The following is a 23,978-nucleotide window of genomic DNA, read 5'->3' as shown; positions in this document are numbered from 1 at the left end:
TCACTCCCTTTTCGCCTATTTCTGTGTTTTGATTAATTCTTTTTGGTCTTCCGGTTCAGTCAGTCCGGAATCAGCCAATACAAAGGCTAAATCCTTCTTCAGGCCATACCAGTTTTTATTCGTATGCCCCGCCACCATGACTGCGCCGTCCTGCGAGTGCAGCCAGATTCTTCGGTGCTGCCAGTACATACCTTGAATGACACCGATCATAAAAATGGCTCCGCCGACGGCAAGCACCCAGAGTGTCAGATCCTTTCTGACTGTAAGTCCGGTAATGTTTTTCGTTTCAACATGGTCAAATTTCAGCTTGTATTTATTGCTGCCGGAGCCTTCGATCGTTTCTTGGATGGCAACAAAGCTTTTTTCACCCTTCGGTTTGTCTGGCGTTATGATATTAAAGACAAAAGCCGGGTTGTTAGGGATTTTTGTTTTTGTGCTAGGCTCTCCATCCTGATTAAAATAGAAGTCTGGCAGGTAGCTGGCAATTTCAACTTTGTAACCGTTACCAAGATCATAAACCGAATCTGGATCCAGAAGGTTGATCTTCAAGCTCCCAAAGGATTTTTTTGTTTTTTTGTCTATTAACTGGAACACCATTTGATCAAGCTGATTCTCTTTATAATCCACCTGGTAAACGGAAAAGGAATCAAAACGCAGCGGCTGATTGACACGGATGTCCTCTTCTGTTACTTTTTTCAGCTTCGGTTTCTCGCCATAAACAATTTTTCCTTCTCTCTTGTAAAGTACGGCATCTGTTTGAAAGTTCTTTGCTACTCTCCCGTCCCCGACTCTGTCAATGGCATCTGCGAATACCTTTTTTTCTGTTTTACTGTTATAGGTCTCTACGCTGAATTGATTGTTTTTCAAATAATATTTTCCGTCTGTTCCCGGAATTGCTGCAGTTTCGCCTTCTCTGACCCAAAGCGTCTCATCGACGTACATGCCAGGCACAAATCTCAGCATCGCACCGATCAGAAAGATAATCAATCCAATGTGGTTGACATACGGGCCCCAGCGAGAAAAACGCCCTTTTTCGGCAAGAATGCTGCCCTCTTTTTCTCTGATTCTATAATGCTTTTTCTTTAAGAGAGCAGCAATCTTTTCTTTTGCTTCCCCGTCTAGTACAGTATCCGTTTCACTGAACAAGCGCTGCCTTCTTAAAAAAGCAGGACTCCTTCTGACACCTTGGTTTTTTAACGCTCTGTATAATGGAATGACCCGGTCGAGGCTGCAAATCACAAGTGAAATGCCGATCGAGGCAATGAGCAACAGGTACCACCAAGATCCATATAAATGATGAAACCCGAGCAAATAATAAAGCTGGCCGAACGTGCCGTACTGCTCTTTGTAATAAGTATCAGCCTGTGCGCCCGGAGGCAAATAAGCTTCTTGGGGAAAAATGGTGCCGAACGCTGATGCGGCAAGGGTTATGACGATAAGCCATATTCCCACCTTAACCGAAGAAAAGAAATTCCAAATTTTATCGATGATCGTTTTGTTATAGGTTTGTGAACGTCTTGCACTTCCGTCATATCTCATATCAGCAAGCGGAGGCTGAGTTTCTTGGAGAGCTCTTCCGCACGATTCACATAGAACGGTTCCGACCGGGTTTACATGTCCGCATTCACATTTGACTTGCTTCATCCCGAAGTCTCTCCGGGTTTAATCAGATTCATATAATCGTGTATCATGCTTTCTGTCATAGTGCCGGTCACCACCTTGACAACTTTTCCTTCCGGATTGATTAAAAAGGTTGTCGGAAGCGGAGATACGTCATAGGCATCAAGCACTTGGCGATCTGTATCCAGAACAACCGGAAAATTGACTCCGTAGGATTTCATAAAATTATGTACTGCTATCTTTGACTCCCCAACATTTACCGCGACAATTTCAACACCTTGGTCTTTAAAATGCTTATATTGGTTCGCCATATAAGGAAATTCTTTTTTGCACGGTTCACACCATGTACCCCAGAAATTCAAAAAAACACCTTTCCCCTTTAAGTCACTGAGCTCGACACGTTTCCCATTCGTATCTTCTAGGACAAAATTCGGTGCATCGGACCCTTCGGATATACTCTCTTTACCGGCAAATACAGCGTTGTAAATGGTATAGCCAAGTGCACAGATTAAAACGAGAAGGATGCCGGTCCGAATGAATAAACGCCTTTTTTTCTTCTTCATTGTCCACTGCCCCCTTCCCCCTATTGCAGATCCATTCAATTATATCATTGCACGTTCATTTCACATTTCTTACTTTTTGAAGGTTATGTGAAATTTAGAAAGCGTTTTTACCGTGATCCGCCAGCGCTCTGAGCCTTTTGACTTCATGCGGTGTTAGCTCTCTGGCATCTCCCGTGTGCAAGCCTCGCAGGTTTAAAAACGCGTATTCTTCACGCTTCAGCTTGATTACCTCATGCCCGATCGCTTCGAACATGCGGCGCACCTGTCTGTTGCGTCCTTCATGAATCGTCAGCTGAATAATGCTTGTTTGCTTTTTCTTATCCAAAGACAGCAGCTTCGCTTTAGCAGGCGCCGTTTTGCCTTCTTCAAGCCTGATGCCGCGCTCCAGCTTTCTGAGCAGCTCTTTAGGCGGGATGCCTTTCACCTTCGCCACGTATGTTTTGTCTATTTCATACTTAGGGTGCATCAGCTTATTGGCAAACTCGCCGTCATTGGTTAAAAGCAAAAGACCGCTCGTATCATAATCCAGACGCCCAATCGGGTAAATGCGCTGCGGGACTTCTTTAAAAAAGTCCGTCACGACTTTGCGCCCTTTGTCATCTTGGGCTGCAGAAATAACGCCTCTTGGTTTATATAAGAGAAAGTAAACCGGCTCTTCGCGTTCAACCTTTAACCCGTTTACCTCAATCTGATCAGAACCGGTAACCTTTACACCAAGCTCTGTTACTACTTTGCCATTCACCTTTACTTTTCCTTCTTTAATCAGCTCTTCTGCCTTTCTGCGCGATGCAACTCCGGCATGAGCAATCACTTTTTGCAGTCTTTCCATGTCTTTCACCTCAAGTATTATCTTACTTTTTTCAACCTTAACAAACAAGCTTTTTCAAATTCCTATGCCAAATCCAAAAAAAACGCCGTTTTCAGGCGCTCCCAAATAATAACGTAACGATGATGATAGATGCAACTACGCCGATTAAATCAGCCAGAAGTCCCACCTTTAATGCATCACCCATTTTTTTGATGCCGACCGCTCCGAAATACACAGTCAGTACGTAAAGCGTTGTATCTGTTGATCCCTGCATGACCGAAGCCAGCCTGCCGATAAAGGAATCGGGTCCGTATACTGCAATTAAATCTGTCGTCATGCCGAGTGCGGCCGTACCGGAAATCGGGCGGATCAGCGCAAGCGGCACTACTTCAGCGGGGATGCCGATAGCAGAGAAAACCGGTTTTAAAAGGTCCATTATAAAATCAAGCGCGCCTGATGATCTGAAAACAGTTATGGCGACAAGCATTCCGACTAAGTAGGGGATAATGGAAAAGGCGATTTCTATCCCTTCTTTTCCGCCTTCGACGAACGATTCATATGTGGGAACCTTTTTAATAGTTCCATAAAGAAGAATTCCGGCAATTATGATCGGAATCATGGCTAAAGACAGCCAGTTGATGATTTCCATCCGCTCACCTTCCCTTCTTTTTGCGGCGGTAATAAAAATACCGGTCAATGATAATGGCGCCGATTCCGGAAATAAGTGTCGCTAAAATACTAGGTCCGACGATATCTGTCGGCGTTTTGGAGGAATAAGCCATTCGAACAGCGATTACGGTTGTCGGAATGAGGGTGATGCAGGACGTATTCACCGCTAAAAAAGTAATCATCGACCGGCTTGCTTCCGTTCGGTTTCCATTCAGCTTTTTCATTTGCTCCATTGCTTTAATGCCAAGCGGAGTTGCTGCATTCCCGAGACCGAAGAAGTTCGCCATGAGATTCGATAAAATGTAGCCCATCGCCGGGTGATCCGGTGGTATATCAGGGAACAGCTTAGATATAAAAGGCCTGCACATCCGGCTGAAAATATCCAAAAGCCCTGACTGCTCGGCTATTTTCATTAAACCAAGCCAGAAAACAAGCACGCTCATCAGTCCGAATGAAATCGTAACAGCTTCCTTCGCACCCTTAAATACGGCTTCATTTACATCTTGCAGAGTTCCGTTGCACATCGCAAAAACAAGTCCGATCACAGTTAAGCTGACCCAAATTATATTGACCATTTTGCCCCGCCAGCTGCATTCAGAAAGATTGATTTAAACGTTTCAAAAAATTGTTTTTTCGGTTTTTGATGTCGTTCATTTTCATAATAGATCGGCACTTTTGCGATCGTTTCATCGTTGAACATGATCTTCATATGCCCTACGATGTCGGGAATTTTTGAGGCGTCTTTTTCCCATGTTTTTTTCGGCTTAAGGAGCGTGGTTTTAATGTTGACATCTTCTTTTTCCTCTTCGGTTAGCAAATAGGTGATATCACGTTTGATAAAAGCCTTCGATTCATAAAATGTGCCTTTCAGCTTTGGAATGTCCCCTTTTTTCGCGATTAAATAGGTTTGATAATGATCAAACACATAGTTAAACATCTTCATATGATCATCCCAATCGTTAGGGTCATTTATGGTGACGGCTATCAGGTCAATGCCGTCCTTTGAAGCTGTTGAGACCAGTGTCCGTTTTGCAAGTTTTGTATATCCTGTTTTTCCTCCTGTGCTGTATCGATAAAGCATGGTCAGCAGTTTATTTTTGTTTTTCCAGACGCTTTCCATCGTTTCTGCTTTGTATATTTTCGTACCAGAAATCTTTTGATAGTCTTTCAGCTTCATAGCATATTTGGTTAAAATGGCCATGTCATAAGCTGTTGAATAATGATTTTCATGGTCGTCCAATCCGTGCGGGTTTTGAAAACGGGTATTCTCCATGCCAAGCTGCTCAGCTTTTTGATTCATCATATAAACAAATCCATCGAGGCTTCCACCGACATGTTCAGCAATTGCGACAGCGGCGTCGTTTCCCGATCTCAGCATCAGGCCATACACAAGATCTTTTAATTTCACTTTTTGCCCCTCTGTTAAATAAATGGCAGAGCCTTCTGTTCTGACAGCATTTGCGGACACTGTCACCGTTTCATCCATTTTGCCGGATTCGATGGCGAGAACGGCCGTCATGATTTTTGTGATGCTTGCAATCCGCCTTTTTTCATGCTCATCCTTGGCAAATAACACTCTGCCTGACGCTCCGTCAATAACGATCGCGCTTTTTGCACTGACATCTATAGCAGCATGTGCTGTGTTCACATTTACATTTGCAATAAGAAAAGAAATCATGACCATGAATACTGCTTTTTTGAAAATGCGCATGTTTGCTCACGTCCTTGTGGTGGTTTGTACAAGTTTATGCGCATGTCCACCAGTTATGAATAACAATTATATATCTGCAGGTAAACATAAAAAAAACTCTCCCTGAAAAAGGGAGAGTAAAAGTTATCTGATTGGAGCCATGCTTGATCCGGACGTTTCGTAATGGGCCAGCTCTTCCCTCATCTTCAGAAAGGCTGCGCTCAGCGGCAATAATAATTGCTCAAGCGACGCAGGAACAGCATGGTAAAACTCAATTGCGCTGACCCCGGTATAAGATGCCCGGCTATTTTCACACCACGTGTCTTTTTTCGGCATAAAGAACTCTTCGATGCATTGGTGATACACATTATAAAGTGTTTTTTCCGCTCTGGCTTCCTGAAAAGGCTCCTGCATCAGGAGACGGCGGCACGCTTCTGCGCCTCCTTCACAAAATACTGTCATTCTTCTCAGAGTGCTCAGCACATCACAGCAGTATCCTTTCTCAGTAGGCAATTCAGCCTGTAAGGACTCCAGCGTCGTTTGATTTAGGTAATCGTTAACGGTATTGACAACCATTGATAAGAATTCGCCTGTTTTTTGAGTCTGCGCTCGCACAATCGAATGTCCCATTTCGTTTGGTATCTTCCCCTCATGTCTTTGTCTCTCACATTTTGCTTCTTTCATGATAGCTTCTTCCTTATATCTTATGATGATGAAAAAGCGCGATTCATTAAACTTCTATTTTATATCTTCGAAGGTTTGGTTAAAGTTTTCAAAAAATAAATCTGCTTCTTCTTGAAGAACGTCTTCTTCCGCATTTTCGGGCAGCGGCGGAAGCTCGTCCAGCGTTTTCAGACCAAATTGTTCAAGAAAAGTCGGCGTTGTGCCGTATAAAATAGCCCGGCCCGGACCGTCAGCCCGTCCGACTTCACACAATAGCGCCTTCGCGACAAGGCTGTGTAAAATCCGCTCTGATTTTACACCTCTGATTTCTTCAATTTCTGCTCTCGTAATCGGCTGTTTATATGAAACAATGGCCAACACTTCTAAAGATGCTTGAGAAAGGCCCTTTGATGGCACTTCAATCAGTTTTTTCAAGTATGGCGCAAAGTCTTTTTTAGTAGAGAGCATGTACGTATCTGCATATTCAATAAGTTCAATGCCCCTTGTATCCCCGCGGTATTCGTCCGCCACATCCGCCATGATGGTGTTCAGTTCTGGCTCTTCGATTTCAAGCACTGTTAACAGCTGCTTTTTTGTGAGCCCTTCATCGCCTGCCGCATAAAGAAGGGCCTCCACAATAGCTTTCCAATTCACGATATCAAGCCCCATGAATGGATTCACTCCCCGTAATGTAAATATCTGAAAAATTGTGTTCCTGTTCAATGAGAACCAGCTGATTTTTCATCAGCTCGAGAACGGCTAGAAAAGTCACAACCAAATGGTCTTTTTGCTCAAATGGAAACAGGTCCATAAAGTTGATTCTCGTTCCTCTTGATTTCAGGCTGTGCACGATTTCGTTCATTCTGTCTTCGATTGGTATTTCCTGTCTGGTAATTGTTGTTTCCATCGGCCTAGTTATTTTTTTGCGTTTCAGCACTTTTTGAAAAGCCCCGATCATATCATAGACCGTGACAGAGAGCTTTTGCTCAGACTGTTTTACTTCTTTTGCATATTCGCTCAAATCACTCGGCGGTTTTGTGAACGATTTTTGTCTTTCTTCTTCCCGTTCTTTTAAATCCTTCGCCGCATCTTTATATTTTCTATACTCGATCAGCTTTTCAATCAATTCTTCCCGTGGATCTTCTTCTTCAAGTAATTCATCTTCAAAAAGCTCCTCCTCTTGCTTCGGGAGCAGCATTCTGCTTTTAATGCTGAGCAGCGTGGCAGCCATGACCAAATATTCGCTGGCAATATCGAGCTCAAGCACACGCATCGTATGTACATATAATAAATATTGTTCAGTGATCTTCGCCACAGGTATATCATATATGTCAATTTCAAGACGATTGATTAAATGAAGCAGAAGGTCCAATGGGCCTTCAAACGTATCAATTTTCACTTGATATTCTTCCATCATCTCACCATTTTCAAGTATCACTCTCATTGCCAGATAAACTGGCTATCCTTTAGTATAAGCCACCAAAAAGCTCTCGTCCAATACTATTTCATTTCCTGTTTTAAAGCGGTTTGTACAGAATATTCAAAACAAAAAAGGCGTTCGCTCAGACTATAACAAAGGAGGCAGGAGAAAAAAGTCTTAGCGGCGGTTCCCCTTTCAATGTCGGGCTAAGCGTTCTTTTTCCTTCTCTCCTTCCTGTGTTACACTAAAGGCAGATTAAAGGAGGAAGCATCTTGTATCCGAAAGCTTATATCGATTATCTCGTTGAATTTCACGCGACACGGGATTATTTTGAATGCCATGAAATATTAGAAGAATATTGGAAGGAAGATCCGCCAAACAATCGAAAAGTTTATTGGGTCGGCTTTATTCAGCTTGCGGTTGCTTTGTATCATCACAGAAGGCAAAATACAGCCGGGGCAAAAAGACTGATGGCGAACAGCATCCGAATTCTTCAAGCGGAAAAACAAGCGGTCGAAGGCTTGGGGCTTGATCATAGTCGCTTACTCGAGCTTATGCAGTCGGTTTACGAACAAATTGAAACGGGCTCTTCCTATGAAAGCATTATGCTGCCGATCAAAGATGAGAAGCTGGAGGAAGCATGCCGAATTGAATGCAAGAAAAAAGAGTACACATGGGGGCAGCCCAGCACACTCACCGATACGTTTCTTATCGACAAGCACCGTTTGCGGGATCGGACTGACGTCATCCTTGAACGTGAAAAAGAAATAGAACGGAGAAAAAAAAGCAGAGGCTGATTTCAGCCTCTGCTTAATTATTGTATGAAATGTCTTGATCTTGCTGACCTTGACAACGTTCGAAAAAGCTCTGCGTTAATTCATTTGGAACCAGTACCTGCGTTTTGAATAAATGCTTTAAAGCATCCATCATCTGTTTTCCGATTCCTTGATGGCGATGAGAAGGATTTACACTGATATGCCGGATCTCAACTTCAGAATCCTTTTTTTCGACTCCGATTGCTCCGACGATATCCTCGTCCTCTTTCCAAAGAAAGAGCTGGCGGTCTGTATCCGTTTCGTAGTCCTTAATTGTCTGCTGAAGCTGCTTAAGGTCTTTTTCATTCGGCATGAACGAAAGAAGTCCCATCGCAATCTTTTCAAACGATTTTTTATAACGAATTAACATAAAAACCCCTCTATATCAAAATGTCCAGTCTGCTATTAACGGATACGAATAGGTGATCCGTTTTCTCACATTATATCATTTTCGCCATATTTTTAAACTGTTTTCAGCAAATTATTCAAATGAACGGTTTAAATTTGCCATTTCTATGGCAGAAACAGCACAATCTACACCTTTGTTGCCCGCTTTTGTGCCGGCACGCTCGATCGCCTGTTCGATATTTTCAGTTGTCACAATACCAAAGATGACAGGTACACCAGTAGTGTTTGCTGCTTGCGCGATGCCTTTTGCAGCTTCATTGCAGACATAATCGTAATGTGTCGTCGCGCCTCTGATGACAGTGCCCAATGTGATAATAGCGTCATATTTTTTTGTTTCCGCCATTTTTTTCGCAGCAAACGGAATTTCAAATGCGCCTGGAACCCAAGCCACATCGATATCATTTGTGTCTACACCGTGTCTGAGCAACGCATCTTCTGCACCGCTCAGCAGCTTGCTTGTAATAAAATCATTAAATCTTCCTACTACGATTCCGATTTTAAGACCTGTACCAACTAAATTTCCTTGTATGATATTCATATGATTCCCATCCTTTTTTGTGATATTTGTGATTAGAAATGAAGTAAATGACCCAGCTTGTTCATTTTGGTTTGCAAATATTTTTTATTGTGCTCTTTTGCTTCCATTTGAAGAGGCACTCTTTCTGAAATGCTGAGCCCATAGCCTTCAAGGCCGGCGATTTTTCGCGGATTATTCGTCAAAAGCTTCATATTCCGCACACCGAGGTCGCGTAACATTTGTGCACCGATGCCATAGTTGCGAAGGTCAGGCAAGAATCCAAGCGCCTCATTGGCTTCTACGGTGTCATAGCCTTGTTCCTGAAGCTTATAAGCTTTTAATTTATTGATTAAACCGATGCCTCGGCCTTCTTGGCGCAAATACAAGAGCACTCCCCGGCCTTCTGCGGCAATTTGCGTCAGCGCGGCGTGCAGCTGCGGGCCGCAGTCACAGCGATGAGATCCAAACACGTCACCTGTGAGACATTCTGAATGCACCCGGACCAATACCGGTTCTTCACCGAACGGCACATCTCCCATCACAAATGCGACATGCTCTTTTCCGTCTACCTCATTTGTGTATCCGTAAACCTTGAATGTGCCAAAATCAGTAGGCAGCGTAATGTCGACTTCACGCTCGACAAGTGTTGTTAGATTGTAACGGTATTGAATCAAATCTTTAATGGTGATCATTTTTAATTGATGCTTTTTCGCAATTTCAATGAGCTCAGGCACTCTCGCCATCGTTCCGTCTTCATTCATAATTTCACAAATGACGCCGGCTCCTTGAGATCCGCAGGCTTCGGCAAGATCAACAGCAGCTTCTGTATGACCCGCTCTTTTCAGGACACCTCCTTTTTTCGCAATCAGCGGAAAAATGTGCCCGGGACGCTGAAAATCAGACGGCACGGATTTGCTGTCCAGCAATGCTTGAACGGTAAAGGATCTTTCTTGAGCGCTGATACCCGTTTTCGTTTTACGGTGGTCAATGCTTACCGTAAATGCAGTATGGTGAGAATCTGTATTATGCTCAACCATAGGGTGAAGATCAAGCTTGTCTGCGATTTCCTCACTGAGCGGCGTGCAAATCAGCCCTCTTCCGTGTGTAGCCATAAAGTTAATGACTTCTGGAGTTGCATGCTCGGCAAGAGCCACAAAGTCTCCTTCATTTTCTCTGTCTTCATCATCTACAACTATGATGACTTCGCCTTTTTTTAAAGCATCTAGTGCTTCTTCTATCGGATGAAACATGCAAATCTTCCTCTCTAAAAGCCGTTTTCGCTTAAGAAGGCTTTTGTTATGGTTTGTTGGGTCTTATTTTCATTGGATTTATGCAAAAATCGATACATGTATTTTCCGATCATATCGCATTCGATATTCACTTTAGAGCCGATCGTTTTTTCTGAAAAAATCGTTTCGCTGATCGTATGCGGTATTAAAGAAATTGTCACTGTGTCTTCTGTCAGCCCGAATATGGTTAAGCTCACGCCGTCCACGGTAATTGATCCTTTTAAGACCAGTGTTTTTGTTAAAGACGGGTCCATCTTTAAATCATAGTAAACAGCGTTGCTTTTCTCATCAATTCGTGCAATTTCAGCAGTTCCGTCGACATGCCCTGAGACGAAATGGCCTCCGAAACGGCCGTTTGCCGCCATCGCTCTTTCCAGATTTACTTTGCTTCCTTTTGATAAATCATTTAGTGACGTAGCTTTGACTGTTTCAGGCATAACATCCACTGTGAATTGATTTCTTGTAAAATCAGTGACAGTCAGACAAATGCCGTTCACCGCAATGCTATCGCCCAGATGAACATCCTCTAAAATCTTTGAGCATTTGATTGTTAAGGCCATTGAATGCCCTGCTTTTTTCATGGATTCGATTGTGCCTGTTTCTTCAATAATTCCTGTAAACATGGTCACCATCCTACTCGTTTATCGGTTTTGCCGTCAGTTTGATATCACGGCCGATTTGGGTTATATCAGTGAATTGTAATAAGGGGACATCTTTCATTGATTGAAAACCTTCACCGGAGATTAAGCTGGGAGCATGCGTTCCTCCGATTAGTTTAGGGGCAAAATAGAAGATGATTTCTTGAAAACAGCCTTCTTTTACAAAGCTTCCGTGAACAGCTGAACCGCCTTCCACGTACACCGACATGATGCCTTCTTCCGCAAGGATTTTCAAAACATCGGGAACTTGAATGCGCTCAGTTTCAAGCGTAAATATGTTCACACCTAAAGCTGAAAGCCGTTTTTTCTTTTCCTCGTCTGCGCGCGTTGTTGTAAAAATCCATGTCGGCGCTGCTTGATCGCAAATCACTTGAGTGTCCTCAGGAATCGAGAGTGCGGTATCAAGTATCACCCGAACCGGCTGTTTTGTCACATCCGGCAGCCTGCAAGTTAAACTCGGATTGTCAGCTATCACAGTGCCAACTCCGACTAAAATGCTTTGGTGTGTTTTCCTGTATTGCTGAGCATCCTGTCTTGCAGCCTCTGACGTGATCCATTTGCTGTCGCCCGTGCTGGTAGCTGTCTTTCCGTCAAGGCTTGCGGCAGCTTTTAGTGTGACGTAAGGAAGGCCTGTCCTCATGAAGTGCAGAAATTTTTCATTCAGCTTCTCCGCCTGGTCAGCCAGGATGCCTTCCTCTACTGCAATACCGGCTTTTTCAATCATGCTGATCCCTCTTCCGGCCACAAGCGGGTTAGGATCTCTCATCGCCACGAACACTCTTTTGATGCCAGAGTTGATAATCAGTTCTGCACATGGCGGTGTTTTTCCGTAATGGCTGCACGGTTCGAGTGTAACGTAAATATCCGCACCCTTTGCATGGGATCCGGCCATATGGATGGCATGAACTTCTGCATGAGCTTCGCCATATTTTAAATGGGCGCCCATTCCGACAATTTGTCCGTCCTTTACCACAACAGCGCCGACGAGCGGATTGGATTCGGTCTGTCCTTCGCCCTGCTTCGCAAGATCTAATGCCAGCTTCATATAATACTCTTCCATTTGTTTCCCTCCCCTCTTTTGTTATTTACCGTCAAAAAAGCCCCGAATTTATGAAAAATCCGGGGCTTTAGGTATTTTACGCAATAGGAAATAACACTATGCATTTTTGATACAATTGCATAGCGGCTCATCATCCTTCTCCCATCCAGACTTTCACTGTCGGCTTCAGCTTAAACTGAATCCACCGCACGCTTATGCACACGGGTCACGGGCTCTAAAGCGAATTCGCTTTACTACCGCCGGTCGGGATTTCCACCCTGCCCCGAAGGATACAATCTTTATTCATTTGTCCTTATTGGCTATTATAGCGATCCTTTTTAAAGTACGCAATGAAATAAACTTACAATTTGAGAAAAACAAAACATCACCCTTCGATCCGAAAGGTGATGTTTTGTTAATCATTCACTTTGGCAACCTTGATTAAACCATCGATCCGCTTTGATTTGCTGAAGTATGCCTTAATCTTGTCGCCTTCTTTTATATCAGACAAATCCTGATTTAATTTTTTTCCGTTGAAGATGATTTTCGTGCCGTTTTCTGCTTCGCCATGATACTCTGAGCCATCAATTTCCGTCACTTTATATTCCTGGATGGTGTATTCCTCTTCTTCCGAGGACAAGGTTTGTCCAATTGCTGTCGGAACATCCTTCAGCTCAACATCATTTATGTACATATAACCGCCTGCAAGTAAAAGCAAAAGCACTAACAGAATGGTAATCTTGGTTTTTATTCTTCCCATTTTTAAACCTCCAGCCAATATGAATCTATTCATTCATATGAGTTATTCCTTTTTTTCATGAATAAAAAACCGTAAAGTCTCGTAAATTATTAATATAACGATGCATAACGGGAATATGTTTCACATTTCTGCAAAAAATTCTTTTCTATAGTTATACGAATTTATGTTCTGGTTTTGGGGGATGAACGAAAAAAGAAATAAAAAAAAGCAGCCTCCTGTTCAGGAAGCTGCTTGATCCTAATTTGTTTTGCGCATTTCGTTAAACGGGAAGAAAACAAACTTAGACTTGCCCGCAATTTGTTTTTTCGTGAAGAGGCCAAGCCCGTTTCGGCTGTCCATTGAGTTCCGCCGGTTGTCACCCATCACAAAATACTTGTCATCAGGCACTTTAACCGGGCCGAAATCATCGGTCAAATGGTCATAACCGTCCTGCTTCGCTCTCTTTTTATTGGCTGCCAAATAAGGCTCGGGCACCTTTTTCCCGTTGATATAAAGCTGGTCGTTCTTCATTTCAACAGTATCTCCAGGCAGGCCGATAATCCGTTTGACATAGTGAACATCATCCCCGTTTAATACGACGATGTCTCCTCTATCAAACTCGCCGATGTATTTGACTGTCATATTGACAAAAACCCTTTCACGGTCATGAAGTGTAGGATACATAGAGTCTCCGTCAACGACATACGGCGCAAAAATAAAATTGCGGATGAGCAGAGCGAGGACGACAGCAATCACAATTGCTTTTGCCCATTCTAACATTGTTTTTTTCTTCGAAACATTTTCTGATTTCAACTGATTTCCTCCAATAAACAACGATCTTCAATTTATGTTATCACGAATCAAAAAGAAATCCCATCAGGACCATTGAAGTGATTTTACAATCTGTTCATCTTCATCTTCTGCCCAAATCATGCCTATCTTTTTCTTGTCGATCACAACCAGTCCTGCATCAAATGTCGCTTGGGAAATTGGACTCCAGCTGATTAGTTCAACATAATCGGGCTGAACATCGACATCAGCACTCGTATCATACACATGATCATCCGAAAATAACGTAAGAAATAATCGCATAGTTCAGAAGCGATGGGCTCGGAAGAAAGAGAGCACTCGTATGCTAAATCTTTAGATCGTATATAAGTCATGAGGTTACGGGCAGTCTGTTCATCTACCGCATTCCATTGATCGCCCAGCTCATGATACCCATGGCGCTTGACAAAATGATTCACGTCATGAAGGTTACTGGAATGTTTGCGGCAGCCTATTTCACAGGTGACATAACCGGCATCCCGCTTTGCTTTCATGATATGTTTAAAATCATTGAAGCCCGAAAACATGGATCAGCCTCCAAAAAACAAATCCAATATATTGCCGGCGGTTGAAGATTCTTTATTATAAAACTCTGAATATCCGCAATTCTTGCAGTACACCACAAGAAAACGGTTGTGCTGCACATCAAACAACTTCGATAATCCCGTACCGGTTGTGGCTATTTCTTTTTGTCCCGCTTCAGTACTTCCGCATTTTATACAGCCTTTGTTGTTCATAACGCCAAGCTCCTTTTCATAACATCACGTTTGTTTTGATTCATTTTACTACAAAATCCCATTTTCAATGAACCATGTAACTTTAAAGTTTTCTTAATTTTATATATGAAGTCCACAGAAATAAAAGCCAATTCTGCCTGCTTGACTTGACGTGACTGGCTAAAAAAGATGCAATGATTGAAGAATCTACCCCTTTTCGCGACATCATATAAAAGATAAGTATTTTTACCAATAAGTTTACGCTTATTGACTCTAGCAATAATACATATAAAAAATAGTGAATTTGAAAGGAGACTCCGTAAATGATTGATTATCCTATTAATATAAACAACGTTTCCGGGAACAGTGTAGTAAACGTAGGCGGTGCTTTTACGATCAGTCCATTAACTGTGTCCAAATCTGTGTTTGGTTCCGGCGGCTCGAATACGGGAATTGTCATTGAAAACAATTTTGTAAGCCAATCCAAAATGATTAACAGTCAATTTTCCGATCAGAATGTGACTAAAATATTGTAATTCCTGTCTGCTTTTAAGTGAGACAAAACTCTCCTCTTTAACCGGATAAATGTCTTTTTGTTCACCGCCTCTAGCACTCAGGCGGTTTTCTATTGGATCATTTTTTGCAAATAAAAAAGCTTCCCCGAGATGGGAAAGCCTTCTGCCTGCCTATTAGCCTTCTACACGAACTTCTTTCATGACGTCGCCATTAGACATGTTTTTCGCGAATTCTAATCCGCTTGTTACTTTACCGAATACAGTGTGAACACCGTTCAAATGAGGCTGCGGCTCATGGACGATGAAAAATTGGCTGCCGCCAGTGTCTTTTCCAGCGTGTGCCATAGAAAGTGCGCCCGCTTCATGTGTATGCGGGTTTCCTTCTGTTTCACATTTGATTGTGTATCCCGGACCGCCTGTGCCAGTTCCGTGAGGGCAGCCGCCTTGGCTCACGAAGCCTGGAATCACTCGGTGGAATGTAAGCCCGTCATAAAAGCCTTCGTTCGCAAGCTTTTCAAAGTTTGCGACAGTACCCGGTGCAGCTTCAGGATAAAGTTCAAATTCAATTTTGTTGCCGTCTTCTAATAAAAAGTAACCTGTTTTCAATTGTATGCCTACTTTCTTTATTTTAATTTTCAAAGGAGATTATGTATGATAGGTTATAGCCTGTCTCTCCTTGTCGCGGCTATTATACCACACCTTTCGGGGGAAAACGAATCTCCCGGCTTTACAAAAAATAAAAATGAAACCTGGATCTCTTTATCTCCGTCTAACCTAACGGAACTGTATTTTCATCATGATTCAGGTCCTCGCAAAGCAGCTCTATCCAGCTGCTTGTGAAATTGAAGGAGGTCAAACTGCTTTGAAAAAAATATGGATTGGAATGCTGGCGGCGGCCGTTTTGCTGCTGACGATTCCGAAAGTCAGTCTCGCGGATGCCGCAGTTGGAGATGTCATTGTAACACTAGGTGCTGATTTATCAGAATCTGATAAACAAAAAGTGCTTGATGAAATGAATGTCCCTGATAATGCCACAACGGTAACTGTGACCAATAAGGAAGAACATGAATATTTAGGAAAATATATATCGAGCGCTCAAATCGGATCAAGAGCGATTTCTTCATCATCGATAACCATTGCCAAAAAAGGCTCTGGACTGAATGTTGAAACACATAATATCAGCGGCATTACAGATGAAATGTACCTGAATGCGCTGATGACTGCCGGTGTTAAAGATGCGAAGGTGTATGTTACAGCACCGTTTGAAGTATCCGGGACTGCGGCTTTAACTGGATTGATTAAGGCGTATGAAGTTTCTTCTGATGAAGCGATCTCGGAAGATGTTAAGCAAGTAGCCAACCAAGAGCTTGTTACGACATCAGAGCTTGGAGACAAAATCGGTAACGAAAATGCAGCTGCGCTGATTGCAAAAATCAAAGAAGAGTTTGCTAAAAACGGTGTGCCTGACAATAAAGCTGACATTGAAAAACAAGTGGACGATGCAGCTTCTGATTTAAACGTCACACTTACAGACAGCCAAAAAGATCAGCTTGTCTCCCTATTCAATAAAATGAAAAATGTTGACATCGACTGGGGACAGGTCGGTGACCAGCTTGATAAAGCGAAAGATAAGATTACGAAATTCATAGAATCAGATGAGGGCAAAAACTTCATCCAGAAAGTCATTGATTTCTTCGTATCTATCTGGAATGCGATTGTTTCTATATTCAAATAAGAAAAAGCGCCGAGAAATCGGCGCTTTTTTATTGCTTTACACTCGTTTTAAAGGGCAGGTCAAGTTTCACAATATCCTCGTATGTTTCTCGCTTCACGACTAAGTGATCCTCGCCATTTTCTACAAATACAACGGCAGGTCTCGGAATTCGATTGTAATTGTTGGCCATGCTGTATCCGTAAGCGCCTGTACAAAAAACAGCAAGAAGATCGCCTTCTTTTACTTCCGGCAGGTCAATATCCCAAATCAGCATATCGCCGCTTTCACAGCACTTTCCGGCAATCGAAACCGTTTTGTCATGCGCTTCTCCGATACGGTTGGCTGTCGCAGCTTCATACTTAGCCTGATAAAGTGCAGGACGAATATTGTCGTTCATGCCTCCGTCTACAGCTACATACTGGCGGACGCCCGGCACTTCTTTTTGAGAACCAACCGTATAAAGGGTTGTGCCCGCGTCTCCCACGAGAGAGCGTCCCGGTTCGATCCAAATTTCCGGAATGTTAAAACCGTAACGGGCAGCATTTTCTTTCACAGCTTCGATAATTTTTTCAACGTATTCAGTTGCGTGGAGCGGTTCATCGTCTTCCGTATAACGGATGCCAAAACCTCCTCCAAGATTCAATACCTTGGATACAAACGAATATGATTCTCTCCACTCGTCCAGTTTTTTGAAGATTTTTTCCGCGGCTAACACAAAACCGGCCGTATCAAAAATTTGCGAACCGATATGGCAATGGACACCGAGCAGCTGAATGTGTTCTGATTGCAATACTTGCTCAATCGCCCGTTCAGTTTGTCCGTTATGAAGGTCGAAACCGAACTTTGAATCTTCCTGACCAGTTGTAATGTAGTCATGCGTATGCGCTTCTACTCCGGGTGTGATCCGAAGAAGAACATCGATGGAATGTCCCGTTTCTTCACATAGGTCTTCCAAAAGCGAAATTTCATAGAAATTATCCACCACAATGCAGCCGATGCGATGCTCAAGTGCCATCCGCAGTTCTTCCCTGCTCTTGTTATTCCCATGAAAGTGAATGCGTTCTGCCGGAAAGCCTGCGGCAACAGCTGTATAAAGCTCTCCCCCGGACACAACATCTAAAGAAAGTCCCTCTTCCTCAGCGAGCTGAATCATTGCAACTGATGAGAACGCTTTGCTCGCATATGCCACCTGTGCTTTCAGCCCTGCAGTAATAAATGCCTGCTTAAAGCTTTTAGCACGCTCACGTATTAAAGCCACATCATATACGTAAAGAGGTGTGCCATATTTTTCTGCTAAATAGAGAGCGTCCACACCTCCGATTTCTAAATGCCCATGTTGATTTTGTCTGCTTGTGCCATGTAAGAACAATGTCATTCCCTCTTTCTCCGCTTATGGGTGAAAAGGACAGTTTTATGGACTGTCCCTTCATAATTAAGACATACATTATCATACTCTTCAGGCAGTTTCAATGCGATTATGAATTGGTAGGCTGTCTTAAGCGATTTCTTGGGTGAACGATACTTGGTCTTACTTTTGCACCAGGTTTCGCTGTACGGATCAGCACCTGCCACAGCGCCTTGCCGTTAAAGGGAATCAGCGGCCACAAGTACGGTGTCTGGAGAGATTTGATGCTGGCCATGGCAATAATTAACACTGTAAATCCGATAACGAGCCCTTTTACATGAAATATAGCAACGAGTATCATGAGAGTGAGACGGCCCATTTTGTTTGCCAAACTTAATTCATAACTAGGCGTGGCAAAGGTTCCAATTGCTGCAAGTGAAACGTAAAGAATAACCTCTGGCGAAAACAGGCCGACCTCAATGGCAATTTGTCCGATCAGCACAGCGGCAATGATACCCATCGCCGTGGATAAAGCTGTCGGGGTATGAATGGCAGCCATTCTGAGAAACTCGACCCCTAAATCAGCTAAGAATATCTGCAGGATGATCGGAATATGCGTATTCTTATTCAAACCAATAAATTCCATATTCTCAGGAAGCAGGTCCGGCTGCAGGACAAAGAGAAACCAAATCGGAAGAAATATAGTGGATGCAATGATACCGAAAAATCTTACCCATCTTAAAAAAGTGCCGACTGCAGGCGCCTGCCTGTATTCTTCAGCATGCTGAACATGGTGGAACAAAGTCGTCGGGGTGATAATCACACTCGGTGATGTATCAACCATAATGATGACATGCCCTTCAAGTACATGATTAGCCGCCACATCCGGCCTTTCTGTATAGCGGACGAGCGGGTACGGGTTGTAGCTTTGTTTAATGATAAATTCCTCTACTGTTTTGTCTGCCATTGTTAATCCGTCAACATCAATGGCAGCAATTTCTTTTTCCACGATGTCAACCAGATCCGGATCTGCAATATCTTCTATATAACAAATACTCAGGTCCGTTTTTGATCGCTCGCCAACCTTTGTCATCTTGATGCGAAGACGTTCGTCTCTGATCCGCCGTCTGAGAAGCGCCGTATTGACAACGATGTTCTCAACAAATCCGTCTCTGGCTCCCCTGACCACCTTTTCTGTATCAGGCTCTTCCGGATTTCTGCCCGGATAGCTTCTGACATCAATAATAAATGCGAAGCCTGCGCCTTCAACAATGACTGCAACTAATCCGGACAGCACTTGGTCAGTTGTTTCATCCAGCGTTTTTACTTTTTCAACCTGGGCATTAAGAAGCCTGTTTTCGACAATATCAACCAGATTATCTGGATCCTCATCCCGATTGTTAATGAAAACAAGTTCTCTCATTAAATGAATGATATAAGCGGTGTCGGATAATCCATTCAGATAGTAAAGCTGTATTTCCTTGTCTAAGATATTAAGCTTGCGAACCCCCACATCATAGCTAATTCCCATTCCGACCCGATTTTTAAAATACGCTTCATTTTTGGCTGGATCTCGATAAACCCGGATTTTCTCTTCCTTTTGGTCCGGCATGATACCCGCTCCTTTCTAAAATAAACTCGACCGCTTTCATGGTGATTGGCGACCCTTTTGAGATATCGTCTTTTCTGCCCATTTTGCCGATATCCCCGATGCCGACAATAAGCGGGAGATCAAGTTTATCAAGGCAATAGACAGTATCTCCGCTCATTCTGTGTTCATCAAATTCCCTTTCTCCGACTTTATCCACGCCGTATTCTGTTATTTCTCCATTGCGGTCAATGCTTACATCAACTCTGGTCCATTCAGCCTGATGTGTTTTTGACGCGACCGCAATCACACCGAGCACTTCAATTGACGGATGGGTGGCGACATAGGTAAGAGCGGCTTCTCCCGGACCCTCTCCTTGAAGGCCTGAGTCGTCAAACATGACAAAGACAGGATCATACGGTGCAGAGGTGATCAGCTTGACAAGCTCCGCGCCGCTGCGGATGGAAGGGTTGCCTTTTGATTGTGAAATACATCGGCCTCCCACTTGGCTTGCGGCGTATTCAATTGTTTTAGCGGCATACACGTCCCCGTCTGTTACCAGTATGACCTTTCGCTTTGTCGTCATGTTGACATTATCCTTTCGGTTTGAAAATAACAGCTACGAGAAAGGCGAAGAGAATGGCGGCTGAGATACCGGCAGATGTCAGCTCAAAAATCCCCATGCCGATCCCGATAAATCCGTGTATATGCGCCTGATGCATGGCACCATGCAGAAGACTGTGGCCAAAGCTGACGATCGGAACAGTGGCGCCCCCTCCGGCAAATTCAATAAATTTATCGTAAATCCCGAAACCATCTAAAATCGCCCCTATAACGACAAAGGACGTCATGACGTGGGCTGGCGTCAATTTAAATACGTCTAACAGCAGCTGGCCAACAATACAAATGGCCCCGCCGCATACAAAAGCCAAAAGGTAGTCCATGTTAAGATGCACCTCCTGCACGCTCAAATACAACCCCGTGGGCGATGGTAGGGATGGTTTCTTTTTGCTGGACCATTGTCGGGCTTAACAGCGCCCCGGTCGCCACGACAAATACACGGTTTAATTTTCCTTCTCTCAGCTGCTTAAAAATGTGAGAGTAAGTAACGACCGCTGAACATGCGCAGCCGCTCCCTCCGGCAAAGACCTGCTGATCCGGCGTATAAACCAGAAGCCCGCAATCATCATGCTTTGTGCCGACCGGATAGCCATCTTCTTTTAAGATGTCTTTTACGATGGGAGATCCGACGCCGGATAGGTCACCTGTCAGGATCAGATCATAGTCATCCGCTGTCCGGTTGAGGTCTTTAAAGTGCTGCTTAATCGTATCAGCTGCAGCCGGAGCCATGGCCGATCCCATATCAAACGGATCTGTAATTCCTAAGTCAGAAACCTTTCCGACAGTCGCGCTTGTGATTTGGATATCACCCGGTGTCTGGCTGATGACAACTGCTCCGCTTCCGGTGACAGTAGAGGTGGCAGTGTCCGGTTTTTGGCCTCCGTATTCTGTGGGATAACGAAACTGTCTTTCCGCTGTGGCATTATGACTGCTGGTGGCAGCGAGCGCCCTCTTCGCAAACCCGCCGTCAACTAGGGCTGATGCGACAGCCACTGTTTCCATTGATGTTGAACAGGCGCCAAACATACAAAGAAACGGAATGTTCAAGTGTCTTGCCACATAGTTGGCCGTCACGTTTTGATTCAGCAAGTCGCCTGCCAGCAATAGATCAATATCATCTTTTGTCAGATTATTTTTTTGAAGCGCTGAAGTAATAGCATCTTCCATTAACTGGCGTTCAGCCATTTCCCAGCTTTTTTGATTACAGTGCATCTCGTCATAGGTTTTATCATATAAAGAGCCGAGCGGCCCGTCTTTTTCCTTTGGTCCGGCTGCCGTTCCCGCCGAGTTGACAAATAAGGGATGTTCAAATACCCAGGTTTGCTTTCCTGTTAATTTCATTTTCTTCTCCTCCTATGACATCAGTTTCTCAAAAGCAAACCGAATCATTCCGACGATGTAAGCAGCCACAACACCAAAAACGATGACATTTCCCGCCAGTTTAAACATATTTGTCGCTACTCCGAGCACAAACCCTTCGCTTTTATATTCAAGAGCCGCGCTTGCCATGCTGTTGGCGAAACCTGTGACCGGTACAGCTGAACCGGCGCCTGCAAACTGTCCGATTCTGTCATAGATACCGAACCCGGTCAGCAGGGCTGAAATTAATATCAGTGTTGCCGCCGTTGGATTTCCCGCTGTTTTTTCATTAAAATCAAAAAAATGGATATAAAAATTCTGCAGACCTTGCCCGATCGCACAGATCAGACCGCCTACCAGAAAGGCTTTTACACAGTTCCAGACGTAAGGCGGCTTAGGCTGATATGTTTTCACTTTTGATTTGTAGTTTTCTTTTATGTTTGTCATCTTGAAACCTCCTTATGAATGATCAATAAAATACAGCCAGTGAAATAAAGATCCCGCGATTTTCCCAATCACGATGGCCATTAAGAGAATAATGATTTTACTTCTGAGTCCGATTCGTTTTGCTAAAATCGGCAAGACATTTAAAACCTCTGTAAGGGCAGCTGCAAGCATCCCGACAAACAAACCTGCCAGCAGCCCGACCGGCACGGCAATCCATTTTGTTAAAAAAAGATGGTTCATATGAAGCGTCTCCCATCCCCCGCATACCGCGCCAAGAATAACAGCCGCTTCATAAGCTTGAACAAATCTCATCGTTTTGGTGAGCTGCATCAGCCGCGGAATGATTCCCATTACGGTTAAAAAAGCAACGAAGCCAGCCCCTACCGTGATGCCTCCGCCGAGCCCGACAAAAATAATGAACAATATACTAACGATCATGCAAGTCCTTTATTGTTTCTTGATTCTCATGCATGGCCACATATTGGTCGAGATCAAGCTGGTAGTTAAACATCTCAACCTCCAACGGGCTGGGCTCTTCATTAAGGCGCTTTTTAAATATGTGGTTAAAAAACACAATCATCCCCAGTCCCAAACCGATGCTGTATGGGATTTGAAGCAAATATGGATAGTCATTTCTCTCTCCGGTTATGATTTCATATAGTGCGATATGAACATCTCTCATGCTTACATCCTCATGAAAGTTCATAATGGCAAGACACGATCCGATAAACAGAAGCAGCCAGACACCGATAAACAGAACCGTTGATAACTGCCGTTTCCGATACTGAATTTCAACAATGGTTTCTGCTCCTCCTACCGTTTGAACATCAAGTGTCGGATCTTGTAAATGAATGGCTTTGAGGACTTGTATGATATCCAGAATTACAATATTTTTATCTTTTTCGCTCACCTGATAAAGCGGCATAGCCGACAGTTTTTTTTTCAGCTGAAGCTGTCCTTCAATTTGCGCGGCATCTCCAACCGTGATGATATCTCCCGGATGGGCCAGCACCCTGTGGCGAAGTCGGATAAATATACGTCGTTCCATCATTGATCACCATCTTTCGGTGGTTATATATGTAGTATGTGGTTCGATTTTGTTCTCATTCATCTGCTCGAAAAGACCATAAATTACCATGCTTTTGCACACAAAAAAGCTAGCCTGCATTGCAGACTAGCTATCCGTATGATCCATTTGAACCTTGATCTGTTTTAATATTTTCTTTTCAAGCCTGGAAACCTGAACTTGAGAGATCCCAAGCCGCTCAGCCACCTCGGACTGCGTCTGGTCTTTATAATATCTGAGATAGACGATTAGTTTTTCCCTTTCCTCCAAATCGCTGATCGCTTCTTTCAGCGCAATCTTCTCAAACCATTTTTCTTCTGAGTTGTCAGCGATTTGATCAAGCAGGGTAATCGGATCTCCGTCATTCTCATAAACGGTTTCGTGAATCGAAGACGGAGCCCTTACCGCCTCTTGGGCGAGTACGACATCTTCTGCTTCAATTTCCAAATGGTCGGCGATCTCCTGCACCGTCGGCACTCTGCCTAGTGTTTTTGAAAGCTCATCCTTCGCGCGCCGGATTTTGTTTCCGAGCTCTTTTAATGACCTTGACACCTTTACGGTTCCGTCATCACGAATAAAACGCTGGATTTCACCGATAATCATTGGCACTGCATACGTTGAAAAACGCACATCATAGGTTAAATCAAATTTGTCCACAGATTTTAACAGCCCGATGCAGCCGATCTGAAAGAGATCGTCAGGCTCGTATCCTCTGTTTAAAAACCGCTGTACGACAGACCAAACAAGACGCATGTTTTTTTCTATGAGGAGGTCTCTTGCCTGCTGGTCGCCATCTTGGCTTTGTTTGATTAATTCCTTTACTTCATGATCCTTCAGCTGAGCGTTTTTGCCGTTTTTCTTAACCTCCACATCCATAACA

At 43.6% G+C, this 23,978-nt stretch carries 31 protein-coding genes, 1 pseudogene and 1 riboswitch; of the genes and pseudogenes, 4 read left to right on the top strand and 28 right to left on the bottom strand.

The annotated features are described in order from the left end of the window. Nucleotides 1–15: 15 nt before the first annotated feature. From resB to scpA, 9 genes are all read right to left on the bottom strand, one after another. On the bottom strand, nucleotides 16–1,644 hold the full coding sequence (resB, locus tag AC0DBE_RS03705; RefSeq protein ID WP_014114246.1) for a cytochrome c biogenesis protein ResB: 1,629 nt from the start codon (nucleotides 1,642–1,644) through the stop codon (nucleotides 16–18). Next, nucleotides 1,641–2,183, bottom strand: coding sequence for a thiol-disulfide oxidoreductase ResA (resA, locus tag AC0DBE_RS03700; RefSeq protein ID WP_472961110.1), 543 nt, complete (start codon nucleotides 2,181–2,183; stop codon nucleotides 1,641–1,643). Before resA ends, resB begins: the two co-directional genes overlap by 4 nt. Before the next feature lie 94 nt (nucleotides 2,184–2,277). Continuing rightward, nucleotides 2,278–3,012 (bottom strand): 23S rRNA pseudouridine(2605) synthase RluB, encoded by a 735-nt coding sequence (rluB, locus tag AC0DBE_RS03695; protein WP_003223894.1) that lies wholly within the window; start codon nucleotides 3,010–3,012, stop codon nucleotides 2,278–2,280. A 91-nt stretch (nucleotides 3,013–3,103) separates the two neighbouring features. Beyond that, complete coding sequence (gene spmB / locus AC0DBE_RS03690; protein WP_003223896.1) at nucleotides 3,104–3,640, bottom strand: spore maturation protein SpmB; 537 nt, start codon at nucleotides 3,638–3,640, stop codon at nucleotides 3,104–3,106. 4 nt (nucleotides 3,641–3,644) lie between these two features. Beyond that, the gene (spmA, locus tag AC0DBE_RS03685; protein ID WP_014114249.1) at nucleotides 3,645–4,235 is read right to left on the bottom strand and encodes a spore maturation protein SpmA; all 591 of its coding nucleotides are present in this window, start codon (nucleotides 4,233–4,235) and stop codon (nucleotides 3,645–3,647) included. Further along, on the bottom strand, nucleotides 4,223–5,371 hold the full coding sequence (gene dacB / locus AC0DBE_RS03680; RefSeq protein ID WP_061187615.1) for a D-alanyl-D-alanine carboxypeptidase DacB: 1,149 nt from the start codon (nucleotides 5,369–5,371) through the stop codon (nucleotides 4,223–4,225). Before dacB ends, spmA begins: the two co-directional genes overlap by 13 nt. A 123-nt stretch (nucleotides 5,372–5,494) precedes the next feature. Then, nucleotides 5,495–6,034, bottom strand: a complete 540-nt coding sequence (locus tag AC0DBE_RS03675; RefSeq protein WP_014114251.1) for a YpuI family protein — start codon at nucleotides 6,032–6,034, stop codon at nucleotides 5,495–5,497. Nucleotides 6,035–6,088: 54 nt separating this feature from the next. Beyond that, a complete protein-coding gene (gene scpB, locus AC0DBE_RS03670; protein ID WP_003223904.1) occupies nucleotides 6,089–6,682 on the bottom strand; it encodes an SMC-Scp complex subunit ScpB in 594 nt (197 codons plus the stop codon). Then, the gene (gene scpA, locus AC0DBE_RS03665; protein WP_041521175.1) at nucleotides 6,672–7,427 is read right to left on the bottom strand and encodes a segregation/condensation protein A; all 756 of its coding nucleotides are present in this window, start codon (nucleotides 7,425–7,427) and stop codon (nucleotides 6,672–6,674) included. Before scpA ends, scpB begins: the two co-directional genes overlap by 11 nt. Before the next feature lie 278 nt (nucleotides 7,428–7,705). Between scpA and AC0DBE_RS03660 the strand changes: the two genes are divergently transcribed. Next, the gene (locus tag AC0DBE_RS03660) at nucleotides 7,706–8,230 is read left to right on the top strand and encodes a DUF309 domain-containing protein (protein WP_014114253.1); all 525 of its coding nucleotides are present in this window, start codon (nucleotides 7,706–7,708) and stop codon (nucleotides 8,228–8,230) included. 13 nt (nucleotides 8,231–8,243) lie between these two features. Here the strand turns inward: AC0DBE_RS03660 and ribT are convergent, their stop codons facing one another. From ribT to AC0DBE_RS03620, 8 genes are all read right to left on the bottom strand, one after another. Then, nucleotides 8,244–8,618, bottom strand: coding sequence for a GNAT family N-acetyltransferase RibT (gene ribT, locus AC0DBE_RS03655; protein ID WP_003223910.1), 375 nt, complete (start codon nucleotides 8,616–8,618; stop codon nucleotides 8,244–8,246). 111 nt (nucleotides 8,619–8,729) lie between these two features. Next, nucleotides 8,730–9,194 (bottom strand): 6,7-dimethyl-8-ribityllumazine synthase, encoded by a 465-nt coding sequence (ribH, locus tag AC0DBE_RS03650; protein WP_003223915.1) that lies wholly within the window; start codon nucleotides 9,192–9,194, stop codon nucleotides 8,730–8,732. Between the two features lie 32 nt (nucleotides 9,195–9,226). Then, a complete protein-coding gene (locus AC0DBE_RS03645) occupies nucleotides 9,227–10,423 on the bottom strand; it encodes a bifunctional 3,4-dihydroxy-2-butanone-4-phosphate synthase/GTP cyclohydrolase II (protein WP_014114254.1) in 1,197 nt (398 codons plus the stop codon). 14 nt (nucleotides 10,424–10,437) lie between these two features. Then, entirely contained in the window at nucleotides 10,438–11,085 is a 648-nt protein-coding gene (gene ribE, locus AC0DBE_RS03640) for a riboflavin synthase subunit alpha (RefSeq protein ID WP_014114255.1), read from the bottom strand. A gap of 10 nt (nucleotides 11,086–11,095) precedes the next feature. Beyond that, nucleotides 11,096–12,181 carry a bifunctional diaminohydroxyphosphoribosylaminopyrimidine deaminase/5-amino-6-(5-phosphoribosylamino)uracil reductase RibD gene (gene ribD / locus AC0DBE_RS03635; protein WP_014114256.1) on the bottom strand — a complete coding sequence of 362 codons (1,086 nt, stop codon included), beginning with the start codon at nucleotides 12,179–12,181 and terminating at the stop codon, nucleotides 11,096–11,098. A gap of 129 nt (nucleotides 12,182–12,310) precedes the next feature. Continuing rightward, nucleotides 12,311–12,455: riboswitch (FMN riboswitch) on the bottom strand. Nucleotides 12,456–12,575: 120 nt separating this feature from the next. Further along, nucleotides 12,576–12,920, bottom strand: a complete 345-nt coding sequence (locus AC0DBE_RS03630; RefSeq protein ID WP_003223922.1) for a hypothetical protein — start codon at nucleotides 12,918–12,920, stop codon at nucleotides 12,576–12,578. Nucleotides 12,921–13,157: 237 nt separating this feature from the next. Beyond that, nucleotides 13,158–13,712 (bottom strand): signal peptidase I sipS, encoded by a 555-nt coding sequence (sipS, locus tag AC0DBE_RS03625; protein WP_072183498.1) that lies wholly within the window; start codon nucleotides 13,710–13,712, stop codon nucleotides 13,158–13,160. A 63-nt stretch (nucleotides 13,713–13,775) separates the two neighbouring features. Beyond that, nucleotides 13,776–13,955 carry a hypothetical protein gene (locus AC0DBE_RS03620; RefSeq protein ID WP_240508116.1) on the bottom strand — a complete coding sequence of 60 codons (180 nt, stop codon included), beginning with the start codon at nucleotides 13,953–13,955 and terminating at the stop codon, nucleotides 13,776–13,778. Nucleotides 13,956–14,077: 122 nt separating this feature from the next. Here AC0DBE_RS03620 and AC0DBE_RS03615 point away from each other — a divergent pair. After that, nucleotides 14,078–14,315 (top strand): annotated as a pseudogene (locus AC0DBE_RS03615) (hypothetical protein). On the opposite strand, the gene AC0DBE_RS03610 reads toward AC0DBE_RS03615, so the two are convergent. Continuing rightward, nucleotides 14,258–14,464, bottom strand: coding sequence for a zinc ribbon domain-containing protein (locus AC0DBE_RS03610; RefSeq protein WP_003223929.1), 207 nt, complete (start codon nucleotides 14,462–14,464; stop codon nucleotides 14,258–14,260). The pseudogene AC0DBE_RS03615 and the gene AC0DBE_RS03610 sit on opposite strands and share 58 nt — an antisense overlap. 302 nt (nucleotides 14,465–14,766) lie before the next feature. Here AC0DBE_RS03610 and AC0DBE_RS03605 point away from each other — a divergent pair, with 302 nt between their 5' ends. After that, nucleotides 14,767–14,979: a spore germination protein gene (locus AC0DBE_RS03605; protein ID WP_014114261.1), complete on the top strand. Its 213-nt coding sequence runs from the start codon at nucleotides 14,767–14,769 to the stop codon at nucleotides 14,977–14,979. A 153-nt stretch (nucleotides 14,980–15,132) separates the two neighbouring features. Here AC0DBE_RS03605 and AC0DBE_RS03600 read toward each other — a convergent pair whose 3' ends face one another. Then, nucleotides 15,133–15,564 (bottom strand): peptidylprolyl isomerase, encoded by a 432-nt coding sequence (locus AC0DBE_RS03600; protein ID WP_003223931.1) that lies wholly within the window; start codon nucleotides 15,562–15,564, stop codon nucleotides 15,133–15,135. A 256-nt stretch (nucleotides 15,565–15,820) separates the two neighbouring features. Between AC0DBE_RS03600 and AC0DBE_RS03595 the strand changes: the two genes are divergently transcribed. Beyond that, nucleotides 15,821–16,693, top strand: a complete 873-nt coding sequence (locus AC0DBE_RS03595; RefSeq protein WP_014114262.1) for a DUF1002 domain-containing protein — start codon at nucleotides 15,821–15,823, stop codon at nucleotides 16,691–16,693. Between the two features lie 28 nt (nucleotides 16,694–16,721). Here the strand turns inward: AC0DBE_RS03595 and lysA are convergent, their stop codons facing one another. The 9 genes from lysA to sigF form a co-directional block, all read right to left on the bottom strand. Then, a complete protein-coding gene (lysA, locus tag AC0DBE_RS03590) occupies nucleotides 16,722–18,041 on the bottom strand; it encodes a diaminopimelate decarboxylase (protein WP_072183508.1) in 1,320 nt (439 codons plus the stop codon). Nucleotides 18,042–18,147: 106 nt separating this feature from the next. After that, nucleotides 18,148–19,629, bottom strand: coding sequence for a spore germination protein (locus AC0DBE_RS03585; protein WP_041520989.1), 1,482 nt, complete (start codon nucleotides 19,627–19,629; stop codon nucleotides 18,148–18,150). Next, on the bottom strand, nucleotides 19,574–20,191 hold the full coding sequence (spoVAEA, locus tag AC0DBE_RS03580) for a stage V sporulation protein SpoVABEA (RefSeq protein WP_041520990.1): 618 nt from the start codon (nucleotides 20,189–20,191) through the stop codon (nucleotides 19,574–19,576). Before spoVAEA ends, AC0DBE_RS03585 begins: the two co-directional genes overlap by 56 nt. Nucleotides 20,192–20,198: 7 nt before the next feature. Next, a complete protein-coding gene (gene spoVAE / locus AC0DBE_RS03575) occupies nucleotides 20,199–20,549 on the bottom strand; it encodes a stage V sporulation protein AE (RefSeq protein ID WP_003236718.1) in 351 nt (116 codons plus the stop codon). 1 nt (nucleotide 20,550) lies between these two features. Further along, nucleotides 20,551–21,567 (bottom strand): stage V sporulation protein AD, encoded by a 1,017-nt coding sequence (spoVAD, locus tag AC0DBE_RS03570; RefSeq protein ID WP_014114264.1) that lies wholly within the window; start codon nucleotides 21,565–21,567, stop codon nucleotides 20,551–20,553. Nucleotides 21,568–21,579: 12 nt separating this feature from the next. Next, nucleotides 21,580–22,032: a stage V sporulation protein AC gene (spoVAC, locus tag AC0DBE_RS03565; protein WP_014114265.1), complete on the bottom strand. Its 453-nt coding sequence runs from the start codon at nucleotides 22,030–22,032 to the stop codon at nucleotides 21,580–21,582. Between the two features lie 12 nt (nucleotides 22,033–22,044). Further along, nucleotides 22,045–22,470 (bottom strand): stage V sporulation protein SpoVAB, encoded by a 426-nt coding sequence (gene spoVAB, locus AC0DBE_RS03560; RefSeq protein WP_072566502.1) that lies wholly within the window; start codon nucleotides 22,468–22,470, stop codon nucleotides 22,045–22,047. Then, nucleotides 22,460–23,080, bottom strand: a complete 621-nt coding sequence (spoVAA, locus tag AC0DBE_RS03555; RefSeq protein WP_003223950.1) for a stage V sporulation protein SpoVAA — start codon at nucleotides 23,078–23,080, stop codon at nucleotides 22,460–22,462. The genes spoVAB and spoVAA overlap by 11 nt, the downstream gene beginning before the upstream one ends. A 126-nt stretch (nucleotides 23,081–23,206) precedes the next feature. Further along, nucleotides 23,207–23,974, bottom strand: coding sequence for an RNA polymerase sporulation sigma factor SigF (gene sigF / locus AC0DBE_RS03550; RefSeq protein ID WP_014114268.1), 768 nt, complete (start codon nucleotides 23,972–23,974; stop codon nucleotides 23,207–23,209). Nucleotides 23,975–23,978 lie beyond the last annotated feature (4 nt).

Source organism: Bacillus sp. VA15 (assembly GCF_055721145.1).
This window is presented reverse-complemented; position numbering and strand designations above follow the sequence as displayed.

Coding starts and splice junctions, on each gene's coding strand:
- scpA (WP_041521175.1), bottom strand. CDS start 7,427: ATGGAAGAATATCAAGTGAAAATTGATACGTTTGAAGGCCCATTGGAC.
- ribT (WP_003223910.1), bottom strand. CDS start 8,618: ATGTTAATTCGTTATAAAAAATCGTTTGAAAAGATTGCGATGGGACTT.
- spoVAE (WP_003236718.1), bottom strand. CDS start 20,549: ATGGACTACCTTTTGGCTTTTGTATGCGGCGGGGCCATTTGTATTGTT.
- ribD (WP_014114256.1), bottom strand. CDS start 12,181: ATGGAAGAGTATTATATGAAGCTGGCATTAGATCTTGCGAAGCAGGGC.
- AC0DBE_RS03610 (WP_003223929.1), bottom strand. CDS start 14,464: ATGAACAACAAAGGCTGTATAAAATGCGGAAGTACTGAAGCGGGACAA.
- resA (WP_472961110.1), bottom strand. CDS start 2,183: ATGAAGAAGAAAAAAAGGCGTTTATTCATTCGGACCGGCATCCTTCTC.
- rluB (WP_003223894.1), bottom strand. CDS start 3,012: ATGGAAAGACTGCAAAAAGTGATTGCTCATGCCGGAGTTGCATCGCGC.
- dacB (WP_061187615.1), bottom strand. CDS start 5,371: ATGCGCATTTTCAAAAAAGCAGTATTCATGGTCATGATTTCTTTTCTT.
- spoVAA (WP_003223950.1), bottom strand. CDS start 23,080: ATGGAACGACGTATATTTATCCGACTTCGCCACAGGGTGCTGGCCCAT.
- ribE (WP_014114255.1), bottom strand. CDS start 11,085: ATGTTTACAGGAATTATTGAAGAAACAGGCACAATCGAATCCATGAAA.
- spoVAEA (WP_041520990.1), bottom strand. CDS start 20,191: ATGACGACAAAGCGAAAGGTCATACTGGTAACAGACGGGGACGTGTAT.
- sigF (WP_014114268.1), bottom strand. CDS start 23,974: ATGGATGTGGAGGTTAAGAAAAACGGCAAAAACGCTCAGCTGAAGGAT.
- AC0DBE_RS03675 (WP_014114251.1), bottom strand. CDS start 6,034: ATGAAAGAAGCAAAATGTGAGAGACAAAGACATGAGGGGAAGATACCA.
- AC0DBE_RS03585 (WP_041520989.1), bottom strand. CDS start 19,629: ATGCCGGACCAAAAGGAAGAGAAAATCCGGGTTTATCGAGATCCAGCC.
- spoVAB (WP_072566502.1), bottom strand. CDS start 22,470: ATGATCGTTAGTATATTGTTCATTATTTTTGTCGGGCTCGGCGGAGGC.
- spoVAD (WP_014114264.1), bottom strand. CDS start 21,567: ATGAAATTAACAGGAAAGCAAACCTGGGTATTTGAACATCCCTTATTT.
- AC0DBE_RS03645 (WP_014114254.1), bottom strand. CDS start 10,423: ATGTTTCATCCGATAGAAGAAGCACTAGATGCTTTAAAAAAAGGCGAA.
- spoVAC (WP_014114265.1), bottom strand. CDS start 22,032: ATGACAAACATAAAAGAAAACTACAAATCAAAAGTGAAAACATATCAG.
- ribH (WP_003223915.1), bottom strand. CDS start 9,194: ATGAATATCATACAAGGAAATTTAGTTGGTACAGGTCTTAAAATCGGA.
- scpB (WP_003223904.1), bottom strand. CDS start 6,682: ATGGGGCTTGATATCGTGAATTGGAAAGCTATTGTGGAGGCCCTTCTT.
- resB (WP_014114246.1), bottom strand. CDS start 1,644: ATGAAGCAAGTCAAATGTGAATGCGGACATGTAAACCCGGTCGGAACC.
- AC0DBE_RS03630 (WP_003223922.1), bottom strand. CDS start 12,920: ATGGGAAGAATAAAAACCAAGATTACCATTCTGTTAGTGCTTTTGCTT.
- AC0DBE_RS03605 (WP_014114261.1), top strand. CDS start 14,767: ATGATTGATTATCCTATTAATATAAACAACGTTTCCGGGAACAGTGTA.
- spmB (WP_003223896.1), bottom strand. CDS start 3,640: ATGGAAATCATCAACTGGCTGTCTTTAGCCATGATTCCGATCATAATT.
- spmA (WP_014114249.1), bottom strand. CDS start 4,235: ATGGTCAATATAATTTGGGTCAGCTTAACTGTGATCGGACTTGTTTTT.